This window comes from Sulfidibacter corallicola (assembly GCF_017498545.1).
GTDB classification, from domain to species: Bacteria; Acidobacteriota; Holophagae; order Acanthopleuribacterales; family Acanthopleuribacteraceae; genus Sulfidibacter; species Sulfidibacter corallicola.
In genome coordinates this window covers 2,145,550-2,167,718 of sequence record NZ_CP071793.1, presented here as the reverse complement: position 1 = coordinate 2,167,718, position 22,169 = coordinate 2,145,550, and the positions used below count along the sequence as shown (strand labels likewise).

The following is a 22,169-nucleotide window of genomic DNA, read 5'->3' as shown; positions in this document are numbered from 1 at the left end:
AGAAAACTGCACTGTTGCCGAGTTCCATTGCCGTCAGATTACCGTGGTATGGATAGGTTAGAGTTTAATTAGTTGATAATAATAGTCTTGTACGGTGGCATGGGTCTTGTTCTTACAAGAGACCGTCGAGAGAGGTAGGAAGCACATGACCGATTTAAAAAATCATCCAAAACGAGATCTCGGAAAACGATGGACCGGATACTCGTTGATTGAATTGATGGTCGTCGTGGTCATCATCACTTTGTTTGCAGCCATTGGATTGCGCCTGACGACTTCCGTCCTGCGCTCCAATCAAATCATCAACCAGTCACGGTTGTTCAAATCTACGTTCGCCATCGCCAAGGCCCGGGCCATCGAACACAGTGCACCCGTCCGGGTGACCGTGGGCAACGATCGCTCCATCCTGGTCGTTTGGGACACGTCGCGGACCGGCCTCTTTCCTGCCGGTCAGGAAAGCTTGATTCTCGGCTTCGACGTCACTACGGGGAACCCTTCGCCCTACCGGAATGTGGTTCTCTCCCCCGAAATCAACGATCTGCCCCATTACACCGGAATTGCGGGGCTGACCGTCGAGGAATTTCCCAACAACGAGTTCATCATTTTGCCCGACGGTCGCATCTTGTCCGGTACCCCGTTGCAAACGACGAGCGGTACCTTCTTCCTGGCGAGTGATTCCTTTGCGATCGACGGTCGACCCGAGTACCAGGCCGCGGTCCACATCACCGCGAAAGGCGAGGTCAAAATGGCCTTCAGAGACGGGCATTCCGGCGGAGAATGGAACTGGATCGAATAGGTCCGGATTGGAAGGAGCGTGACATCATGAGCTACAAGTCTGAAGAACTCATCCAACCGAAACTGATCGAAGACGAAGCGTGCGGCACCCATGTCTCCCGTGGACTGTCGCTGATCGAGGCGATGGTTTCCCTGATCATTTTGATCGTGGGGATCGGCGGTTTGGCGGCGGCCTTTCAGCACAACATTTTTCAGGCCGTGACCGCGCGCAATCACGCCCAAGCGGCGATGATCGTCGAAACCGTGGTCAACGAGCTGACGGCCACCTCGTTCGGTGAGTGGGATCTGGCGGCTTTGGAAGACGAATTCCAATTCACCTATCAAGGCCATCGCATGGGCACCCCCGAAGCCGGGTCCGATCCGGTCTATTACACGGTGACCCTGGACGAGACGGCCACGGGTCTCGGCTGGTCTCAACTCTCGGTCGGCGTCACCTGGTCCGGGTGGGTCACCGAGGCCGAGAAATCAGGCATCAACTCAACCAACGTTTTCGCTTATGAAGCGAATGTGCTGCTCAGTGCGCAATACGACGTCTTATCGGGCGGCGCCAGTCCGTAATCGATAATCGGTTCCAGCGGTACAATTTATAGGAGTCAACATGAACCCCGTATTTCGCGGCCGGTCGGGCTTTAGCTTGACCGAGCTGATGGTCACCCTTGTCATCTCGATCGTCGTATTGGGCGGCCTCATGGCTTCTTTCAGCCGAATCAATCAATCTACGCGAGATGCCTCGCGCAGCAACGATATGACCGTGTCCATGAACGGTCTCTCCACCCAACTTCGTCACGATTTCGCCAATGCCGCCAAAGGTCTCAGCGACATGAGCGCGATGAACATCAAGTATCGTTTTACGCCGGGTTTCGTTGCCGAAGTCAATAATGGAAACTTCTTTTACGGCGTGACCAACCATGTTGAAGACGGGAACGGTTTTAGTAGTATCACGCTTCAGTGGTTCGATTACGACCTGGTCGGTGCGGAAGCATCCACCACCCCCAGTTTCGTGTTCACCTTGCCGGGCGGCGGTAACGCCTGGCCAGGTCAGGTCGTTTCCGGCCTCGTGCACTCCAACAATGAAGACGATTTGAACCTTCTCCAAGAGGGCGATGTCTTCCTGGTCTACCAAACCAGCGCCTTGACGCAAAACGAGGCCTATCAGCGCGAAGACGGTCAACCCGCTGCCTGGAACAATCCCGCCCTCAACCAGCCCGGTACGGCGAAGACCGATGCGCTGCTCGTTCAAGTCTCCGCGATGGGCGGGGTTGAAGCGTCCAGCCTGAACCTTGCGTTTCAACGGGAGCTTCAGTTCACGCCCGCCGGGGACAACATGTTCGACAACGACTTTCCCGGCGGCAGCATCGACAACGTGTACGCCGAGACGGGGCCCCAAACGCTTCCCGATCTCGGTTTGAACGCCCAGGGCGATGGCGACAACAAGTTCGCGGTTCAAGCGGACATCATCATCGCACGCCGGTTGAGTCCCGGGACCGGGTTCCACCGGGTTCGTTACGAAGTGGATCTCTCCGGAGTCCACCCGAACACCGGCCAGACCGTACCCACCCTGCTTCGTTTCCACAACAACGACACGCCCGAGGTGATCGCCGTAGGGGTGACCCAATTCAGGATCTCCCTGGGGATGGACGTCGATCCCAGCAGTGATCCCGGTTTGGTACTGCTGGCGGATATGGATGGCGCCGTCTCGGTGAGGGACACCCTCACGACCTGGGCCGATTCGGCGGCGGACCTCGGCGTCAGCGAAGACAACTATCGCATCATCATCGGGCGTCATGCCATGGTCGCCAGGGTCGATTTCGGACTCGAGACCTTGACCTCCAATTTGGTCAAAGATAGTGGGACACCCGACAAACAGGCTCGGTCCTTCAGCCAGCAGTTCAAGATCAATACGACGCTGCCCACGCCCTACCTTTAGTCAAGGAGCTTCATAAGATGGCATATCAGAACCACCACCGCGGATCCACATTGGTTCTTTCGATGCTGGTCCTTCTCATTTTTCTCGGGCTCGCACTGAGTCTGACCATGGAAGCCAAGTCACGCTCCGTCATGACCGGCGGTCTGAAATTATCTCAAATCGACACCCTGGTCGCCAAAAACGCCATTCACCGGCACAAAAGCGATCTGATGGACGCGTTCGTCTCCCCCGGCGACATCACCAACGGTTCGGGTGAGGAAGGCAACCTTCGCTTCACCCAACTGCTGAGATCCGCCCCGCTGGACGGCGAAATCAGCCCGGACGGCTACGGCAACCTTTTCGGAACCGGCACCTTTCAAGTCAATCCCGACGTCAGTCTGGATTACAAGGTCTACGTCGCCAACAACCCCGACGACCTTTCCATCGTCGCCGATGGTTTGGCGACCAACCTGGATCCCACCCTCGATACCGACGGCCGCATCGTCCTGACGGCTGTCGTCTTCCGTACCGCCGAGCCGGGTGTACCCCTCGCGGTTCAATCGGCGCTCATCGCACCGACCGGCATGACGATCGCCGACGGTGCGGCCGTGGCTACTTCGGAAGCCGGCGGCGACGGATCCAACGACGGATATTCCACTTCTCCCGATACGATCACGTTCCCCGCGTCCAATCCCTGACATAGGGCCTGATTCCAACGTACGACGGGTTCGACAACAGATGGCTTATGGGCCTGACTAGGGGATTTTCTATCCTCGAGCGGGCCGTGAAAGAGAGGAATGACAGTGCACAATACAATCAAGATCATGCTTGTTATGCTTTTCTGCTTCTTCTCCCTCGCCCTCATGGCTCAAGTGGGAGACGACAGTTGCACGGAACAGACAAAGGAATACAACAACGGAAGCCAATTCGATGAAGACGATTTTCTTCAAGCCGACGGCGGGATCATCGTCGACAACGAGATCCACCTTCCCCTGGATCTGACCCTGGATACGGAAAACCTGCTATTGGGTATCGACCAACCCTTCTATGTCGATTACCTTTCGGAAGGTGCCGGCGCCAACCACCTCTTCGGATTTTTCTTCCTCGACATCGACACCGACAAGGATGGCATCCCCGACTTTTTCGAAGTGGGGCCCAACGACGACCTGGACGGTGACGGGATTCCCAACGTCGACGACAGCGACGACGACAACGACGGCATCCCCGATAGCTCCGATCGCGAGCCCACCGGTGTCACCTCGATGCCCTACACCTTTTTCCGCAATGGGGAAGAGGCCTACACCGGCGGTGATCACTCCGACGATTACTGGCAGTTCGTTCCCAACAGCACCATCAGCGGCGGCGATTACAACGGGCGTTTCGAGCATCCGGGCGCCTACATCTACGTGGACAACACCCGCCGTGGCGGCGGAGGTCCCAACGGCGTGCCCGACGTGTTGGAATACAACAACAACCAGTTGCCGCCTTTCGTCGTGGATCGCGATTACGATGCGACCCACGTCAGCGAGGGCACTTGGCTGGGGTTTTTGGGCAGTTTCTCCTACGAAGGTACCCCGGGTACCACGGTGGACGACAAGTTCCATTGGATCGGGTCCACCATCTTCTACATCGCCGATGACGATGGCGGTGGCGGTACCACCGGTCAGTACCAGACTTATTCGCCCTACTATCCGGCCGTCAACGACGTCCTCAGCAGCACCAACGCCCAACCCGATTATTACCTGTATGGTGTGAACAGCGGTACCCATCCCAACGTGCCCGAAATCCTGAAAAACGACGACGGCACACCCAAGACCACAGGGGCGCCCCGCAACGAGCAATACTGGCAATTCCGTTGGTACCAGTCCAACGTCTCCGGTGCTCGCGAGATGGTGTTCTTCCTGGTTGTGTTCTACCCCAGTGGTCCTTCCCAGGTGAACACGTACTACTCCAAATCCGCGTTTAACAACGACGATTTCAATGTCTTCAACACCGCGCCCAACTCGCCGGGCACCAACGGGGACGCCTTCGGTGGTGCGGCTTCGCTGAACGACTGGTATCCGCGCTTCCAACACACCAGCGATCACAATCTCCTGGCCCGCAGGGTTTTCGGATCCGGGACGGATTGGGGCGACATCGCGACTTCGCCTACCGATGGCAGTGCCCCGGTGGCCCATAACTCGGCCAACCAGGAGTGGGTCGACATGTGGGCCAACTGGCAGAACAGTCGCCGCATTCTCCAGTACCGTTCGTTGCGGGATTGGTTCAGTGGCACGAGCGTCGATGCCAACAACGTCATCAACGGCCGCTACGGTCTCGACATGTCCCAGGAGAACGACAGCTCCCTGATTCGCGCCATCAACGGCAAAATGGCTCACTTGATGGTCGGTGCCCCGCAGTCCTCGCGCGACGCTTGGCTGCTCGGTTGGGAGGATTTGCACGGAACCGACGGCGGCAACGACCGCGACTATGAAGACGTCGTTTTCTACGTCAAGCGCGAGGCCGGTGGTCAGCTCCAGTCGCTGAACGTGGCCCAGGAAGCTCGGGACCAATTCGAGGATTTCTCGCTCACCCAGGTGTCCTTCACCTTCGAGGACAATTTCACCGATGGGAACTGGAACATCGAGGGTCGGTACGTGAACTACTTCTACCGCCTCGCCTCCAACGACGAATGGATTCCCCTGCTCGGCGGGAAACACGAGCGCACGCCCGACGTGTTCCATCCGAATATCGGATCCACCACGGTCGAAAATGGCCGCGTGACGCGAACCGTGACCATCCAGGTCCAGGATCGCAAGCAGGAACTCTACTGGAAAGTGGAAATGGCCACCGACAGTGTCGACCTCTTCCAACCTCGAGTCTACGACGCGGAGGTCTCCTACCAGACCCTGGTTCACGATTTCTTCTACAATGCGCCGATCATCCCCAGCGCCGAAATTCGCTACATTCCCTCCGTGGAAACGCCCGAATTCGCATGGGAAGAGCGCCACCGGAATCGCGGTCACCTCTACGCCCACAAGGCTTTCGACCACGGTCAAACCTTGACCCCGACCGTCTTGAACCAAAACCCCGAAGACACGCCGACCGCCCAACCCCCCCAGCCGATCCAATGGGATGCCGGGGTGTCCATGAAGGCGGATCTCGATTCCGGAACCACCCGGAACATCTACACCTACATTCCCAGCGATGCCACCGCGGAATACAGCAACAATCTCGCTCGTCATGATTTCAGCCGGACCACCGTCGATGCCGACATCGTCAGCGCCTTCAATCTCACGGGTGAACAGAGCAACGGTGTGTGGCTGTACAACTTCCACGACCCGTCCGCACCGGCCCAAGATCGCGATTCCGCGGCTCTGTGGCTTCAGAACTGGATTCACGGTTATTCAAACCCCGTGGTTTCCAGCGGCAACGTGGACAGCACCGGTCCCGAACGCGAATGGATTCTGGGCGGCATCAACCGGCCTGCAGTCGACGTGATCCGGGCCCCCGGGGTACCTCCTTGGATTTTCGGCAGCGGACTGCCTTCCAGCATCAAACGCTCCTACATCGACTTCATGGAATCGCAGGAAAACCTGTCCACGCGTGTCTTGATCGGCACCGAATGGGGCTTGTTGCACTGCATCGACGCGGGCACCTGGGTCGGTAACCGCAAAAACCCCACGGACCAGTACGCCGACGGCCACTTCCGCAGTGACAACTTCGGAACCGGCCAGGAAGTCTGGGCCATGCTGCCCGGCCACCTGCTGGACGACATGAAACACAATTACGCCGGTACCAGTCAGATCCTCGGAAAGATTGACGCCACCGTACACAGCTTTATCGTCTACGATGAAACCAACACCACCTGGCGCCGCGTGGCCTATGTGGTACAGGGTTATCAAGCCGGTAACGAAGAGTACTCCGGCGGCGAGTCGCGTACCGGAAACGTGGTTCTCGCCCTCGATCTCACCGATCCCGACAATCCCCAGCCGATGTGGCATCGTCGCGACCTGGAAACCCAGGACATCGTGACCCTGCCGAGTATCGGTTGGATCGAAACGGGCGCGAACTCGCGCCGTTGGGTGATCGTGTACGGTTCCGGTGCGACCCCCGTGCCCAACCAGGCACCCAGCTACCTGGTACTGGACGCCATCACCGGTGAGAAAATCGATTCGCTTTCCGCCACGATCGGTACCGCAAACTCCAATTCGGTCATGGTCGGATCTCCCGCCTTGCTCGACGTGGACGGCAACGGCCTTCACGATCACCTGGTCGGTGCCACTTCCGAGGGCATCCTGTTCGTCAAAGACCTGAAGAACGGCGGTCCGGTGTCCACGCGATCCGTGACCAATGCCCGTTTCTTCCACACGCCCAACGTACGCGTCGCGAACGAGACCCTGCAAATGTTCGTCATCAGCAGCGACAGCCCGTTCGTCTACGACGAAGACGAGTACGTGAATTCGAACTTCGTCAACAGCATTTACGGCTTCGAATTCGACCCGAGCGACAACTCCTGGAACGGCTTGGGTTCTTACGATTTGGCCCCGCGCCACAAGGTGTTCAGTCGCCCGGTTCTGGTTGGCAGCCAGTTGGTGGTCGGTACGGCCACCGGGGATACCTACAGCATTTGCGATTACGATCGCAACGATCCGGGCAACCTGTTGCTGGTCGACGTGAGTCGCCTGGGTGCCGGTGACGAGCTGCAGGACAGCCTCGCCACTTCGGCGCCGGTCGTGGGTGCCATCATCGTTCGCGGCTCTCAGGTCGAAGTGCACATGAACAACATGTCGACCGAGGCCGGCAACGGAGGGGTTCCCTTGAGCGATCAGGCTTCGTCGCCGTGGTCGTCCCAGCCCAGCGGAACCGAACCGATTCAGATGTCGGCGGCAACCGTGTTCGGTATTCTCGGATGGGAAGATACTTTGTTTAACCGAATCACCATCGGAAACTGAACCCTCCAATAAATACTAACCCTTCACTTGGCCCGTACCGTTCTCTCTCGAACGGAAACGGGCCTTTTTTTGTCGGTTCTCCTGCGAGAATGAAGTTCGAATCATAGTAATGCACCACGGGCTGCGTGTTGGCGTTTTTTAGTTTCGGAGTGGCATCGTTTCACGGCAGTGAGAGCTGCCCTGGTTTCGTTACCAAAGTGCCGAGTTGTGGGTTCCACGTACCTAATGATGGTATGGCGCCCTCTATTTACGGCTGATGAACTGCCCAGGACAATGTCGCTCGAACCCCTCCCGCGACCCAGCGACGACTCTCTTGAAACGAATCCGCCGGATTTCCCGAATGCCGGGAGAGTCGTGGTGCCAGGGAGGTTCAGCAGGGGCGGTAAGCTCGCCGAAGTGATCCATGCCCAGAGTTCCCGAATGTTTTGAGAGTCGGAACCGCAGTAGGTTGGCCGGCCCGGCCGACACTTCGAAGTGATCAAGGCTGCGAAAATACGAAACGCCAAAGAGCGAAGCATCAATAGAAGCAGGAGCTTCGGGATGTGCGACCAGCGATCGCACCTACCTGGCCATACCGGCCGTGCCAAACCGGCCGTGCCATACCGGCCGTGCCATACCGGCCCGGCACGACGACCCTCTCAGGCCGCCGGGACCAGCCATGCCGGCTCGCTTCGGGTTGTTTCTTTCTCGAAATCGAGCGAGGATGCCCGCTGGTGCGTGTTGGTCGGAACTGCCGTCAAAAAGGCGGCCCAGCGCCCTGGGCGGGCCCGACACCTACCCGGCACGATGCCCTTCTCACAAATGGGGGAACTCCCAAGCGATTCACTTCGATGATCCTTCGGCCACCGGCCTGAACGGTGACTCCATACCAAAAAAGACCGCGCGACAAAACTCGGTCGGGTGCGCCGTTCACTTTGAAAACGAGAACGTTTTTTCGCCTAACTCGCCGACAATTGGCCGCAATTGCAGGGGGTTTCGACTCGGTTGGTTGGCGTCCGCCCAAAAATAAAAAAAGCTCGGCGGAACTCGCCGAGCTTTCGATGTCTTGTTGGTTGAAAAGTCTTCAGTCCGGTACGGTCCCGCTACCGCCAACCGCATAGCTATACCCGGTGGGAAGATCTTCCCATGAACCGTCGGTGCTTTGAACCGAGTTACTGATGTGAAAAATGGACATGCTGGAATCCGTTACGGCCCAGATGTCATTGAGACCGTTGTTGGCAATGGGATCGTTTTCGTCGGATGCGACGATCAAGAAGCGCGAGCGATCTCCATTGACGAAATACATGGTGGTGTAGTTGCCGCAGGTAGTCTGGGCAATGTCAGCTTCTAGAGGATAACGTCCGTCGCTGCTGTTGCCCCGTTGGTTCTCCACCCTCAAGGCCATGTCGGACAGGCAGGGTTGGACTTCGCCCCAGTTGGATCGCTGAACGTAATTCCGGTACATGGGGAGGGAAATGGCGGCCAAAATGGCAATGATCGCAACGACGACCATGAGCTCTGTTAAGGAAAAACCGCTTCTGGATTTCATGAACTCGCTCCATTTGTGATTTAGCTCAAATGTATTCCTCTCTTATGTAGATGTCAAGCTTATACTAGATCAGTGGGTGACAGGTCACTTTCGAAACCTTTTCGCTCAATGTTAATACCTTTGTTCGGGTTCCCGTCCAAATCTCATCGATCTGCGAGATATAATTTTGAGGCATTTCGACATGGTTCTACGCACCCATTCGGGAATTTCTTTTAATGAGACGTCGTTCCCGGATCGAAAGAACAAGTAGGCACTCGAACGTGAATCTCGGCATGGAATGGAGAATCTCTGTGATTGGTTCTTTTTCGCGAAAAGTTTTTGGTTCATTTTCCCCCGTTGGGCGGATTTTTGATTTTTTTGCGAGGTGGGGGCGTCCGCTTCGCCCGGCGCTTCTCGCTTGCGGGTTGTTGATGGCTTTCGCTCCGGCTTTCGCGGGTGATCAGGCATCACCGTCTTCGCCCGCTTCGAAGGGAGAGGCCGCGGAGAGACCGACACCCTCCGCGGTGCCCAAGTGGCAGGCGCCACTCGAGAAGCACCTGGGCGCCGACAATTACCTTGCCGCCGCCGAATTGCTCAAGCCCCTGGCCTGGGAACTGAAGGATCCTGCCGTCGTTCGCCGCTACACCACCCTTCTGGTCGATCGTCACACCAAGCAACTCGCCTGGCGGGTTTTCTTCGTCAAGAACATGCTGCCCGGGGAGCGGTTGGAAGACCTTCGCAACATGAGCAAGGCGATCGTGGCGCGGGAGAGTGAGATGCCGGTCGAAGATCGCCTGGGCGAGTTGTTGGTCAAAGCGGCCGAAACCTTCCCCGATCATCCTCAAATCCAATTTGCCAAGGCCTATTTTTATTATTACGGCAAAGGTTTTCTGGTCAAACCGCTGTTCACTGTGAGCGCGGACGATATTTCCGCCGCGTTTCAGCGGGCCTTCGAAACGGGGTACGACACGGCGGAGAGCACGCTGGAGTTGGGTATCACCCGCTATGGCAAGAACGAGAAACCGGAGTCCATCGAGCCCTTGTTCGCACGGGTCTTGGCGCTCGACCCGGATCACCCGCGAGGACTCGACGCCATGATGAACCTGCAGCTCGCCTCGGGACGCAATGCGCAGGCACTCAAGACCGCTCGGCACCTCTTCGAAATAGCCGCGAATCCCGAACAGCGCGTCAACAGTCTGTCCGGTGCGGCTCGCGCCTCCTTTAAAATGGGTCGTTACGAAGATACGATGACCTCGGTCAACCATGCCTTGAAGCTGGTGCCGGGCCACAATTTCGTTTGGATCATCGGGATGGATTGCCTTCGATCCATGGAACGACAAGCGGAATACAACGCCCACATTCAGTCCTACCTGGATCTCGATCCCCGATCGCCGTCGCTGTTCCAAACCTATCTCGAGTACCTCCTGGTTCAGAAGATCACCAAAATGGATCAGGTCTTCATCGACGGTTATGCCCAAAAGCGTCCGGACGAACCTTTGGCTCGCGTGACATGGGGCATCAACGTGGCAAGCTACTATCTGCTTCTGGGCAAGGGTTCCAAGGCGCTCGAGTATCTGAGACTGGCCGAGAAAGCCGGAAAAACGATCACCAACCCGCCCCCCATGATGAGCAAGGTCCTGGAGGGCATGATCAAGAATGCCATCAGTCTCGAAGAAGGGAGCGCCCCGAAATCGGGAGGACGCAAATAGGCGGTGAGCGTCGGTGCCGGTTCGAAATCGTTCGAGCGGGCTGCAATCGGGGTCCCCGCGAAGTCCGGGGATGATCGATATCGGGAGACCGCCGGTGTTTGGGGAATCGCTCACTTTGGGTATAATGCAGAATTTTGACTCGACAACGAGACGATTCTTCGTGAGGAAGGTCCCATGGAACACTTGAACAAAATCGCCATTCTAGATTTTGGATCCCAATACACCAAGCTGATCGCCCGGCGCATTCGCGAACTTTCCGTGTATAGTGAAATCGTGCCGTTCAATACCAAACCCGAAGCGCTGGCCGATCCTGCCATCAAGGGGATCATTCTTTCCGGAGGACCTCGAAGCGTTTTCGATACCGATGCGCCCGCTTTGAGCCCTGGTTTCTGGGAATTGGACAAACCCATTCTCGGCATTTGCTACGGGCTCCAGTTGATGTGCCACGATTTCGAGGGCAAGGTCATTTCCGCCGACGACCGCGAATACGGTCCCGCCACCTTGAACCTGGCCAAGACCGATCATCCCCTGTTCGCCGGCTTCGACGAGGAAACGCGTGTCTGGATGAGCCACGGCGATCGGCTGGAGCTGCCGCCCGAGGGGTTCGATGTCGTGGGAACCAGCGAGAACGCACCCGTGACGGCCATGGTGCATCGCGACCGCCCCTTGATGGGCATCCAGTTCCACCCCGAAGTATCCCACTCGGTCAACGGCGACCGCCTGCTCCGCAACTTCGTGCTGGACATGTGTCGCTGCCCGCAAGATTGGCGCATGGAAGACTACATCGACGCGACGGTCGCCGAGATCCGCGAGCGCGTGGGCGACGAACACGTGCTCCTCGGGTTGAGTGGCGGCGTGGATTCGTCGGTTGCCGCGGCCTTGATTCACAAGGCGATCGGCGATCAGTTGACCTGCGTGTTCGTGGATCACGGCATGATGCGCAAGGACGAACGCGAACAGGTCGAACAGACGTTCCGCGATCGGTTCGGCATCCACCTGGTTGCCGTGGATGCCTCCGAACTGTTCCTGGGCCGGTTGCACGAGGTGGAAGATCCCGAACGCAAACGGAAGATCATCGGCCGAACCTTCATCGAAGTGTTCGAGTCGGAATCGGCCAAGTTGCCGGCGCCCAAATTCCTGGCCCAGGGCACGCTCTACCCGGATGTGATCGAGTCCGCCGTGGCGGTAGGCCCGGCCCAGACGATCAAGAGCCATCACAATGTCGGCGGACTGCCTGAGAAAATGAACATGGAGCTTCTGGAGCCGCTGCGCGAGCTCTTCAAGGACGAGGTTCGACGGGTGGGACGGCTCCTGGACCTGCCCGAGGTCATGGTCGAACGCCATCCGTTCCCGGGCCCGGGCTTGGCCGTGCGAATCCTGGGTGCCATCGATCGCGAATCGATTCGCATTCTGCAGGAGGCCGATGCCATCTTCATCGAGCATCTGCACACCAAGGGTCTCTACAACGACGTGTCGCAGGCCTTCGCGGTACTGTTGCCGGTTCGCTCGGTAGGCATCATGGGCGACGGCCGCACCTACGAACAGGTGTGTGCGCTTCGCGCGGTTTCCACCAACGATTTCATGACGGCCGATTGGACCCGGTTGCCCTATGATTTCCTGGCCGAGGTCAGCTCCCGAATCGTGAACGAGGTCAAAGGCATCAACCGCGTGGTCTTCGACGTCACTTCGAAGCCGCCGGGCACCATCGAGTGGGAGTGATTGGGGACCTTTCCCGCACCGATCGAAGCGTTGGGCCCCTGTGCGCGACGTTTCGATCGGCCGGATCACTTATTTGAAACAAACCTGCTCGGAGTTCCCGAATGCCGGGAGATTCGTCGTGCCCGGTAGGTTCAGCAGGGCCGGTAAGGCCGCTGGCTGAACTCGCCGAAGTGAGCCATGCGAGGAGTTCCCGCAAGCTTTGAGGATCGGCACGGCAGTAGGTTGGTCACGGGGCGTATGCCGGCCCGGCCGACACTTCGAAGCGCCCAGGCTTCGCAAGATCGAGTGAGAAAAGCGCGAAGCAGATAAGTCGGGCCCCCAGATCTCTCGGTGATCGATTTTGATCCATTCTAGCCCGCTTCGATTGGTTGAGCAGGCTGCTCAACCTACAGATTTTACGTCGCTTGCGCGTATGCGGGCTCCCCGGATTGGCTCGCTTCTATTTATTTCCAACTCGAGAACCCAGTAGCCCGTGTGCCGATGGTCCGGCACACCGGCCACCGGCATCCCGACCACGGCAATCCGGCCTTCGGCCTGAGCAGCGACTCCGTGCTTCAGAACAGGCTGAGTTGTTCGCCCTCGGGGGGTGACGGATCCGCTCCGTCGCCCTTTTTCCCCTCGTTGGCGGTTGGCGAACCCTCGCCGGGCGGCTCTATACAGCGCGGGCCCTCGTTGCCCGCCCGGTTGACGAAGGTCGAAACCGGGCGCAGGACCAAGGCACCCTCCGGTAGGGGATTCAACAACGGCCGTAATTCCTTGACCCGGTTTTGCGAGGCATCCAGCCACAACGCCGCCTGATCCCGGTCCAGCACGGCCGGCATGCGGTGATGCACCTCCTCCATTTGGCGGTTGGCCGCGGTGGTGACGATCGTGGCACTGAAGATGAGCCGTCCGTCCGGCCCGGTCCAGGTTTCCCACAGTCCCGCGAACGCCAGCAGGTCTCCTTCGGCGGCCTGGATGTAATAGGGCTGCTTGCGGCCCCCTTCGCGTTTCCATTCATAGAAGCCGCTTACCGGAATGACGCAGCGCCGGTAGCGCAAGGCGGCCCGGAACGAAGGTTTTTCGGCCAGGCTTTCGGAGCGTGCATTGGAGAGTTTGGCTCCGATCTTCTCGTCCTTGGCCCAGAAGGGAATCAGCCCCCAACGGTGGTAGACCGCGATTCGACCCTTCTCCTGTTCGTCGTCGCGAACGATGAGGATGTCCTGCATGGGCGTGATGTTGTACCGCGGGGGGATTTGGGGCTCGTTGAGGGTCAGGAAAAAGTCGGCAATGGTTTTGGCCGGTAGATGCAGGCCGAATCGACCGCACAAGACAGCCTCCTTTTCGTTCGGTGGAAATGGGCTTGCGGAACCACGTTCGCCGGCTGGGCGCGGCGTCAGGAAGGGGGCAGGTACTTTTCGATCACCTTCATGAGTTCCTCCGGACGCACGGGTTTACTGATGTAGTTGTCCATGCCCGCTTCCAGGCAGCGCTCGCGGACGCCGGGCATGACTTCGGCGGTCATGGCGATGATGGGAATGCGATGGTCGTCCACTTCGCCATCTCGGATGTGTCGCGAGGTTTCGAAACCATCCATGATCGGCATGTGACAATCCATCAAGATCAGGTCCGGTTGATTGTTTTCGTTTTCGGCCATCATGGTGATGGCCTCTTGGCCGTTCGCGGCTCCGAGGCATTCGAAACCGCGCTTGGTGAGCAGTCGCAGGGCGAGTTTCATATTGACCGGGTTGTCTTCGACCAGCAGGATCTTGTACTTGGGTCCCTGGGGGGCCGGCTCTTTGTCGGTCGACCGAGATGGGTCGTTGCCGGTCTGAACCACCTCGAACACATTGTTGAGGGCATCCAGCAGGAAGCGGCGCTTCACGGGTTTGACGAGGTGGAACGCCGCCCGGTCACCCAGCAGCTCCACCGATTCGCTCCGTTTTCGGAACGGGGTCAGGATGGCCAGGGGAAGCGCATCGCCCCAGGGGTTTCGCGCCAGCAACCGGGAAATCGATTGAACGGAATCCCGGTCGAGATACTCCGCGATGAACAGGTCGATCACGCGTCCTTCGCGATGTAACGCTTCGATCTTTTTGCTCGCATGTTCCAAATCGGGTGCCCACAGACAAGTGCAGTCCAACGGCGCCAGTAGCTCGTTGAGGGCCGCGTAGGCCTGGCTGTTGGCCATCTGGATCAGGATCCGCCGGCCCCGCAACGCGGGAGGCGGTTCCGGCTGTGAGGATTCCTTGGTGGCACAGTGGATTTCGAAATAGAAACTCGCGCCCAACCCCTCCTCGCTGCTGACCCCGATGTGACCTCCCATCAAATCGATGAGGTGCCGGCAGATGGCCAGCCCGAGGCCGGTACCCCCGAAATGGCGGGTGGTGGAGGCGTCCGTCTGTGAGAAGGGCTGAAACAGGAGCTGCAGGCGGTCGGCGGGGATGCCGATCCCGGTGTCGTTCACTTCGAAGCGCAGGTGCGCCTTCTCGCCGTTGGTGCCCATGGCCTGGGCGCGCAGGACCACTTGCCCGTGCGATGTGAACTTGACCGCGTTGCTCAGCAGGTTCAAAAGCACCTGGCGCAGGCGAATCGGGTCGCCCTTGATGCGGGCCGGCAGGTGGCGGTCGAGAAAGACCACCACGTCCAGGCCCTTGTCCTGGGCCCGAACCGCCATGATGTCGGCCACTTCCTCGATGACCTTGCACGGCGAGAAAAAGATGCTCTCCAATTCCAGCTTGCCGGCTTCCACCTTGGAGAGATCCAAAATGTCGTTGATGATCGCCAGAAGGGCGTCGCCCGAAGTTTGGACGGCCTCCGTGTATTCGCGCTGTTCCTGGCTCAGTTCGGTCTCGGAGAGGAGCGCGGTCATGCCCAACAGGCCGTTCATGGGCGTGCGGATTTCGTGGCTCATGTTGGCGAGAAACTGGCTCTTGGCCTTGGTGGCCTGAACCGCTTCGTTCTTGGCCTTCTGGAGCTCCACCTCGGCCTGTTTTCGCGCCGTGATGTCGCGAATGATGGCGGTGAACATGCGGTTGTAACCGAGCACGAATTCGCTGATCGTGATGTCCATCGGGAAAATCTCGCCGTTGCGGCGACAACCCTCGACCTCGGTGGTGGTGCCGATCATGCGCCGCTCGCCGGTCTGCAGGTAGCGCAGGATGTATTCCTCGTGCAGATCGCGGTGGGGGGCGGGGATGATCAGGTCGATGTTGTGGCCGAGAATCTCCTCGGCGAAGTACCCGAAAAGTTCTTCGAAGGCGGGATTGACGGAAGTGACCGTGCCGTCGTCGCGAATGGTGACGATCCCGTCGGCGGCCGTATTGACGATGGATCGACTGCGGGCCTCGCTGATGCGCAGCGCTTCGGTATCGCGGCGGCGTTCGACCGAGAGCGACAGGAAATCGGTGACGATGTGGAGCTTTTCCAAGCCGTTTTTGGAGAGGTCGTGGGCTTGGGTTCCGGCCAGGGTCAGGACACCCCAGGGATGCTCGTCCGTGCCCAGCGGCACCGCGAGGATGGCGCGAATCGATTCCTTGCGGTAGGGTTCGTAGAGCGGCTGGTCGTCCTCGAACAGATCGGCGATGATGTGGGATTTGCCCGTTTCCAACACTCGCTGCGACAGGTTGAATCGGTACGTGGGATCGATTCGAATATCGCGGCCGTTCCAATAGGCGCCCGCCTGGATCATGCGATTGGCGTCAACCTGGATCACGTCGATCCAGACGAAGTCGAAATCGAAGCCCTCGGCCAGGCCGGCCGGAATCTCCTCGTAGATGGCCTCGGTACTTTTGGCGTTGAGGATTTGGCGGATGGCGCGCATCACCGTGGCGTGTTCGCGCTCGTCCCGGTTCTCCGAAAGCAGGTTCTCCTGAATGGCGATGATTTCGGTCGTTTCGTCACGAACGTATTCGATGTGGTGCTTTCCCATCAGCCGGTTTTTACGGCGCAGATAGAGCGATGCCCAGACAAAGGCCACCAGGAACAGCGCAAGGATGATCGAAAAAAAGAATAAGCTGAGATGGTCCTCGAACAGCAACGTATGTTCCCCACTCTTCGTGCCGGAAAGCGAACCATGTCACTGTCGCGATCCGCTGCTCGAAGTAGGAGCACGTGAGACGCCTACCCTCGCCGTCGAACATGGGAGCACACCAGGTCACGGTTCATTCATCGAAAGAAAAACAAAATGGCCCATATGATCTCTCAGTCTACCACCAAAAGGGGAAAAACTCTTTGTTTCCTGCCCTGGGCATAAAAATGACAGGCCCTGAAACCGCTCGAAAACGAGCTGGATACGGTGACTTTTTCCCGGTTGAGGGATCTTTGGGACGATGTCGGATTTTCAGAGGAAGCGAGCCTGGAATTCTGGCGTGGGCACCATGCAGGCTTCGCGTTTGCCGAAGAGACGGTACCGATTGCCGGCGATGAGTCGGTAGCCCAGGTCGCGAATGGGCCGAGGAACCACGAGAAAGATCGCCAACAGGGACCAGGGGGCTTTCAAGCCGCGGGCGACGTGCAGCGCGGCCGAGCTGCGCAGGTGGACCCGATCGCCCTCGATCAGCACCATGGAGTCGAAATCGTCGGCGGGCAATCGGTGCTCGCGCAGGAGGGCTTGCCCGGCTTCCGATTGAAGCGAGGCGAATCGGAACCGGCCCTTGGGGTCTCGCTTGTAGATGAATTGGACGGACCCCACGCAGAAGTTACAGACGCCATCGAACAGGACTACGGCTTTTTCCATCCATGCCTCCACCGTCATTATATCCGATGGCGGCAAATTGCCGTCGGGAAGGGCTCGAGTCGAAGGGTCCAGGCGGGCGGCCGGTGTCCTGGTTCCCGGGGCCTGAGATCAAATTCAGGCTCCGACCGCCTGCTGGATCCGGGTTGCGGGTTTGGGGTTCTCGCCGCCCCAAGAACCGCCTTCTCGCACTAATTCACTGGGATAAAAGATGTTTCTCTCGAAAAGCGCATCGTCACAACGCCACAGTTTGACCAGGGCGGCGGTCGCGAACGACCAAAGGCCGATGCTGCGGCTCTTGCCCGACCACTGGCCCTTGTGCCAGCTCAGCTCGCCCAGGCGTCGATCGTATTCGGTCATGAACAGGGTCAGCCGGTTGGTTCGTTCCTGGGTGTCGTCCAACTCGATTGCCGCCAATAGAGGCTCGTAGGTCGATGGGTGAATGGCGGTTTCCACAGGTGAGAAGGTGGTGATGCGTGCCGCGATCAGGGTATCGATCAAACGGTCTCGGCCCGCGGCCGCCCGCTGATCTTCGTAGACGTTTACCAGACCGGCGAACATCGCGTCGTCGATCTCGAACAGAATGGCGAGCGAGAACGTGGAAAGCGCCAGGTAGTAATGTTCGATGGTATCCAGCTCGAAGAGCTCCAGCGGCTTGACGGGATCCTTGGCGATCAGGGTAGCCAGGGTGGCTTTGAAGCTCGCGCGCAGGGCCTCTCGGCTCTGGCCTTGACTGTAACGGCAAATCAACAACTCGATGCGCTGGCACAACCACGCGTTCAGGTGGTCCGTCGTGCCGCGCTCGCCGCGAACCGCGTAGTCCAGGCGCACCACTTCCTGACCGCGATCCTCCACCTGCTGGTCGTAATAGGACTGGGTATGGAAAAAAGCCCGTTTGGTCGTCATGAAATCCATCCTTTCGAAGGCGTTTTGGCGTGGTGGTGGACCACCGAAAAAAGTTGGATCCCGACCGACTTACCTCCCCAGATGAGTCGGCCGGGATCCCCCCGTGGTGGGGCTATGTAGGTGAAGCGAGCTCGCTACGGGCTCCTTCACTTTGCCTGCAAGTCGGAATGCGATGTGATCTTGGCACTGACCTGGGTCTGAATCGATGGATTCAGCTCGGCCTCGGGTGCGTGAAAAGGCCAATTCCAGGCCTGTGCGGGTACCTCGATCTCGAACAGGGGCGACAGCACGAAGGCCTGGTGGGTCACCGAAATCTTGGGAGTCGCGACCTCCTGCTCTCCGAAATACCCGATGCCCATGTCCAGGTCGCCGGCGACGTACCCAAACGCGACCTGTACCTTGCGAAGCACGGTGGGCGTGGCCCGGGTTCCCAGCGGAAATACCGGGTAGGGGTACTTTTTTTCGACAGGCAATCTCAGGTTCAGCCTGCGGTGCAGCAGGTCTCCCGGTCGAAGGATCGCGACCCCTGGCGTTTCGGGAACCTCCACGTCGTGATCCTCCGGCACGGGTAATCGCCCGAACAGGATCAGGAGGCGGTCGTCCAAGCCTGGCAGCAGATAGGGCGGATCCGGTTCGTAGAGATACACCGTGCGGCCGGACGTGTTGTGGACGTTGAAGGAGATCTCGAGCGCTTCGGTTTCTGTCTTGATGGTCATGGGATCTCCTCAACCGGAGTAGACCAGCGATTCGCCGCCGGTCCCCGTGGCCCAGGCGATGGGCGGCACGTTGGTGGGGATGTAATCGAAGGTGTTGGTGTTGTCGTGGCTGTCGCGTGTGGGAAGGCCGCGCTCCTCGCGAAAGGCGTTGTCGGTGAAGGGGTCGTCGGCGAATTCCTCCAGACCGACCGCTTGGAGCTCTCTTATGTTAGTGGGTCTCGAGTGGCCAGGGTTTTGCCGAGTTCCATCAATCATGATGCCGGCCATCGCCTGGTAGGCGTGAACCAGCTCGTGGGCCAATCCCACCTCGGGTGGTCGTTCCATCGCCGTGCCCGCGAAGGTTCGGGTGGGATTGAACCAGACCGTGAGGCTCGTTCCGACTCCGGGCGTGGGTGGATCCGACGAACCGGCCGGCGGATCCACCATGAACCGCGCGCTGCCGTCGCTGTAGCCGCCCGCCGCGTTGCCGTCCGGCGTCAGGGTGAGGGTGGTGGTGTGGCCCTGGTTGTTCGCGGTGTCCTGCATGGTCTCGATCAATTCGCGACTGCGGGGCCGCTCGTACAGCAGGTCCATCGCGTCGATGATCTGCTGCTGCTCGGCCTCGGTCAGGGAGCTGTCGATCTCGATCCCGTTGCCTGTCGAGAAGCCGTTGGCCAGCTTGACCGCGCCGTCACAATTGGCCGCACTTTGGGTGGTCGGGTCGCGGTGACGGATGAGCGGTTCCCCGTTCGCGAAGACCGTGGCGCTTCCCGAAACCATTTCCGAAACGTTGTGCGGTGGTTGGCCCGAGGTGATGCCGAATCCGCCGGGCGGCGCGCCGGCGCTCAGCGAAGTAGGTACCGTGGTGTCCAGTCGTACGACCCTGTTGCTGTTGATGTACACGTCCTGCGAGACGTCGACCGCCACATCCAAACCGGCCACGTTGGTGCAGGGCACGGGCGACGAGGCCGCCGGAGCGACGTAGATGTCGATCGGGGCCGGGGTCCCGTTGATCGGAGAGGGGGTCGAAATGGTTTCGCCGCCATTTTGATAGGCTGCCAGTTTCCCCATGGCGTTCCTCCTGCCGCTCGTGACTCAGTTCAGATCGATCCGGCCGCCCTGGACCTGTACCCGGTTGGAACCGTTGATGTTGATGGTGGTTCCCGCGAGAGTGACGGTCCCGTCCTTGGCCAGGGTCAGAGAGCTGGCGCCGCAGGTGATGGTCAGGGTTTCGCCGATGTTCAGGGTCATGTCCGTGCTCACCGTTTCGGTGATCATATTGGCGTTGCGGTTGATGAACGGGCTGCTGATGACGTAGTTGGCGGCCACCGAGAGGAACTTCGAAATGCCCACCGACTCGGTATCGTAGAAGGCCACCGATTTGCGGTGGTTCCCCAGGACTTCGCGTTCCTCGTTGCGCACGATGGTGGTGCTGCGATCGCGGTTGACCGTCAGCGTATCGTCGCGACCCACCGAGATGGTACGGTCCACGCCGACGCTCTCGGTCTGGTTGGCGCCGATCGACTGGCTCTGGTTGGCGCCGACCTGGATCGATTGATCGTTGCCGATGGTTTCCGTATCGTCGTGCACGATTTCCACCTTCATGTCGCGCGCGGAGCGCAGGTCGACCAACTCCTTGCCGTCGATGTCATCCATGATGAAGTGGTGGTCCTTGATGGTTTTGAACCCGTTTTGGTACTTTTGTGCGGGCCCGAGCGGCGGTGCCTGGTCGTCGTTGTAGACCCTGCCGATCACCACCGGATGGTCCGGATTCCCTTCCAGGAACTCGATCAGGACCTCGTGGCCGACCCGTGGAATGAACTGCATGCCGTAGTTCTTGCCGGCGTAGTTGTTGTTGACCCGCACCCACATCGAGCTCCGGTCGTTGCGCTCGCCCTCGCGATCCCAGTGGAACTGGACTTTGCAACGGCCCAGATCGTCCAGGTAGACCTCGCTGCCCTCGGGCCCCGTGACCACCGCGGTTTGGAGTCCACGCACCTTCGGCGCGCTCGCGGTGCGCGCCTTGCGGAAGATGACGTCGCCGGGAACGGCTTTGTAGCGACAGTGGAAGCTGCCTTGCTGGGCCGACGCTTCGATTTCGGTCAGCATCCAGCGCTTGTCGAGCGACGGGTCGAAATGACCCTGCAACTCGAATAGGAACCCCACGGCGAAGGAGCGGCAATTACCTTCGCCGATCAAGGCGGCCAAGTTGGCCTGAATGATCTCTCGCTCCAACTTGGCCAGCGAGGCGCCGCCGTCGTTGTCGGCGTGCAGCGTGTTGTGGAGGTAGACCTCGAGCGCGGTGTCGACGGCGGGGTTGGCGATCGCGCCGTCCTCGGTCAGGTTGATCTGCGAGGTCTGGTAGTTGTAGTCGTGGCAAGCGACCCGACCCGAATCGAGGCGAACGCTGTAGCGCGCCGAGAGCAGGCCCTCGCGGTCGCGCTCCTTGAGCTGGTAGGCGCCTTCCACGTAGTCCGCATGGGGTGTGGGTTGGCACAGGGTGTGGGCCCCGATGTAGTCCACCAGAATCAGCTTGCCCTGCTCGTGATCGTAGAAAAAGTAAATCCCTTCCGCTTCCAGCAGCCGCTGGATGAAGTCCAGGTTGCTCTCGTTGTACTGCACGCAATATTCACGGGCCTTGAAATGGCCCTGGAGGCGCCACTCGTGGACGATGCCGTTTTCGCGCAGCAGGGCCGTCACGATCTCGGGGACCGTCATCTTTTGGTAGACCCGCGAACGACGAACCCGGCTGAGCAGGTACAGGCGTGGCCGCATTTCCAGGGTGTAGACGTAGGATTTGCGCGTGGCGGCGTTGAGGTGGTGGTGGACCGTGTTGGATTGGCTCACCTGGGTGATGACGCCCGAGAAGAAACGATTGGCGCGTTGTTGCTCGCCGGCCTTGAGAACCAGGGCACCTTGGCGGTGCAACAATTCCTGGGGATCGAGCACATCGCCGAATCGCAGGGTGACACGGGTGAGCGCCGGCTCCGAAAGGGTTTCCGAGTGTTGCATCTCGACGACGGTGCAGGGGCCGCCCGGGCCTTGCCACAGCAGGTCTTCGGTGTTGTTTTGATGGAAGTAGGTGGGGATGTCCCCGCCCGATGAAGAACCTGAATCTTCTTGGTGCTCGAACGATAAACTCACGGTGCTACCTGCCCTTCGCGCGGTCGGTCGACGAAATCGCTGATAGGGGCGGTGAACGGCGCGGAACCGGATGCCCGAGGTTCATAATCATTGGTGCAGCGATGCGTCGATATCCGACGGTGAATCATATTGATAAGCGATAC

At 59.2% G+C, this 22,169-nt stretch carries 15 protein-coding genes; 7 read left to right on the top strand and 8 right to left on the bottom strand.

Annotated elements, in window-relative coordinates; genetic code table 11:
* Nucleotides 1-145 precede the first annotated feature (145 nt).
* From J3U87_RS06355 to J3U87_RS06335, 5 genes are all read left to right on the top strand, one after another.
* Nucleotides 146-793: a pilus assembly FimT family protein gene (locus J3U87_RS06355; RefSeq protein WP_272932469.1), complete on the top strand. Its 648-nt coding sequence runs from the start codon at nt 146-148 to the stop codon at nt 791-793.
* 26 nt (nt 794-819) lie between these two features.
* Nucleotides 820-1,350 carry a type IV pilus modification PilV family protein gene (locus J3U87_RS06350; RefSeq protein WP_237382192.1) on the top strand — a complete coding sequence of 177 codons (531 nt, stop codon included), beginning with the start codon at nt 820-822 and terminating at the stop codon, nt 1,348-1,350.
* Nucleotides 1,351-1,390: 40 nt separating this feature from the next.
* Nucleotides 1,391-2,719 carry a PilW family protein gene (locus J3U87_RS06345; protein ID WP_237382191.1) on the top strand — a complete coding sequence of 443 codons (1,329 nt, stop codon included), beginning with the start codon at nt 1,391-1,393 and terminating at the stop codon, nt 2,717-2,719.
* 17 nt (nt 2,720-2,736) lie between these two features.
* Nucleotides 2,737-3,396 (top strand): hypothetical protein, encoded by a 660-nt coding sequence (locus tag J3U87_RS06340; RefSeq protein ID WP_237382190.1) that lies wholly within the window; start codon nt 2,737-2,739, stop codon nt 3,394-3,396.
* A gap of 126 nt (nt 3,397-3,522) precedes the next feature.
* On the top strand, nt 3,523-7,632 hold the full coding sequence (locus J3U87_RS06335; protein WP_237382189.1) for a pilus assembly protein: 4,110 nt from the start codon (nt 3,523-3,525) through the stop codon (nt 7,630-7,632).
* Between the two features lie 1,063 nt (nt 7,633-8,695).
* On the opposite strand, the gene J3U87_RS34965 is transcribed toward J3U87_RS06335, so the two are convergent.
* Nucleotides 8,696-9,160, bottom strand: coding sequence for a prepilin-type N-terminal cleavage/methylation domain-containing protein (locus J3U87_RS34965; protein WP_272932468.1), 465 nt, complete (start codon nt 9,158-9,160; stop codon nt 8,696-8,698).
* A gap of 410 nt (nt 9,161-9,570) precedes the next feature.
* Between J3U87_RS34965 and J3U87_RS06325 the strand changes: the two genes are divergently transcribed.
* Nucleotides 9,571-10,848, top strand: a complete 1,278-nt coding sequence (locus J3U87_RS06325; protein ID WP_237382188.1) for a tetratricopeptide repeat protein — start codon at nt 9,571-9,573, stop codon at nt 10,846-10,848.
* Nucleotides 10,849-11,022: 174 nt separating this feature from the next.
* Nucleotides 11,023-12,567 (top strand): glutamine-hydrolyzing GMP synthase, encoded by a 1,545-nt coding sequence (gene guaA / locus J3U87_RS06320; protein ID WP_237382187.1) that lies wholly within the window; start codon nt 11,023-11,025, stop codon nt 12,565-12,567.
* A gap of 554 nt (nt 12,568-13,121) precedes the next feature.
* Here the strand turns inward: guaA and J3U87_RS06315 are convergent.
* The 7 genes from J3U87_RS06315 to J3U87_RS06285 form a co-directional block, all read right to left on the bottom strand.
* Complete coding sequence (locus tag J3U87_RS06315) at nt 13,122-13,877, bottom strand: SOS response-associated peptidase (protein ID WP_237382186.1); 756 nt, start codon at nt 13,875-13,877, stop codon at nt 13,122-13,124.
* Nucleotides 13,878-13,942: 65 nt separating this feature from the next.
* Nucleotides 13,943-16,585 carry a hybrid sensor histidine kinase/response regulator gene (locus J3U87_RS06310; RefSeq protein ID WP_237382185.1) on the bottom strand — a complete coding sequence of 881 codons (2,643 nt, stop codon included), beginning with the start codon at nt 16,583-16,585 and terminating at the stop codon, nt 13,943-13,945.
* A gap of 303 nt (nt 16,586-16,888) precedes the next feature.
* A complete protein-coding gene (locus tag J3U87_RS06305; RefSeq protein WP_237382184.1) occupies nt 16,889-17,284 on the bottom strand; it encodes a thiol-disulfide oxidoreductase DCC family protein in 396 nt (131 codons plus the stop codon).
* A 114-nt stretch (nt 17,285-17,398) separates the two neighbouring features.
* On the bottom strand, nt 17,399-18,187 hold the full coding sequence (locus J3U87_RS06300; RefSeq protein ID WP_237382183.1) for a PoNe immunity protein domain-containing protein: 789 nt from the start codon (nt 18,185-18,187) through the stop codon (nt 17,399-17,401).
* A gap of 146 nt (nt 18,188-18,333) precedes the next feature.
* Nucleotides 18,334-18,903, bottom strand: a complete 570-nt coding sequence (locus J3U87_RS06295; protein WP_237382182.1) for a hypothetical protein — start codon at nt 18,901-18,903, stop codon at nt 18,334-18,336.
* Between the two features lie 9 nt (nt 18,904-18,912).
* Nucleotides 18,913-19,953, bottom strand: a complete 1,041-nt coding sequence (locus J3U87_RS06290; protein WP_237382181.1) for a M91 family zinc metallopeptidase — start codon at nt 19,951-19,953, stop codon at nt 18,913-18,915.
* Nucleotides 19,954-19,977: 24 nt separating this feature from the next.
* Nucleotides 19,978-22,026: a type VI secretion system Vgr family protein gene (locus tag J3U87_RS06285; protein WP_237382180.1), complete on the bottom strand. Its 2,049-nt coding sequence runs from the start codon at nt 22,024-22,026 to the stop codon at nt 19,978-19,980.
* Between the last annotated feature and the right edge of the window lie 143 nt (nt 22,027-22,169).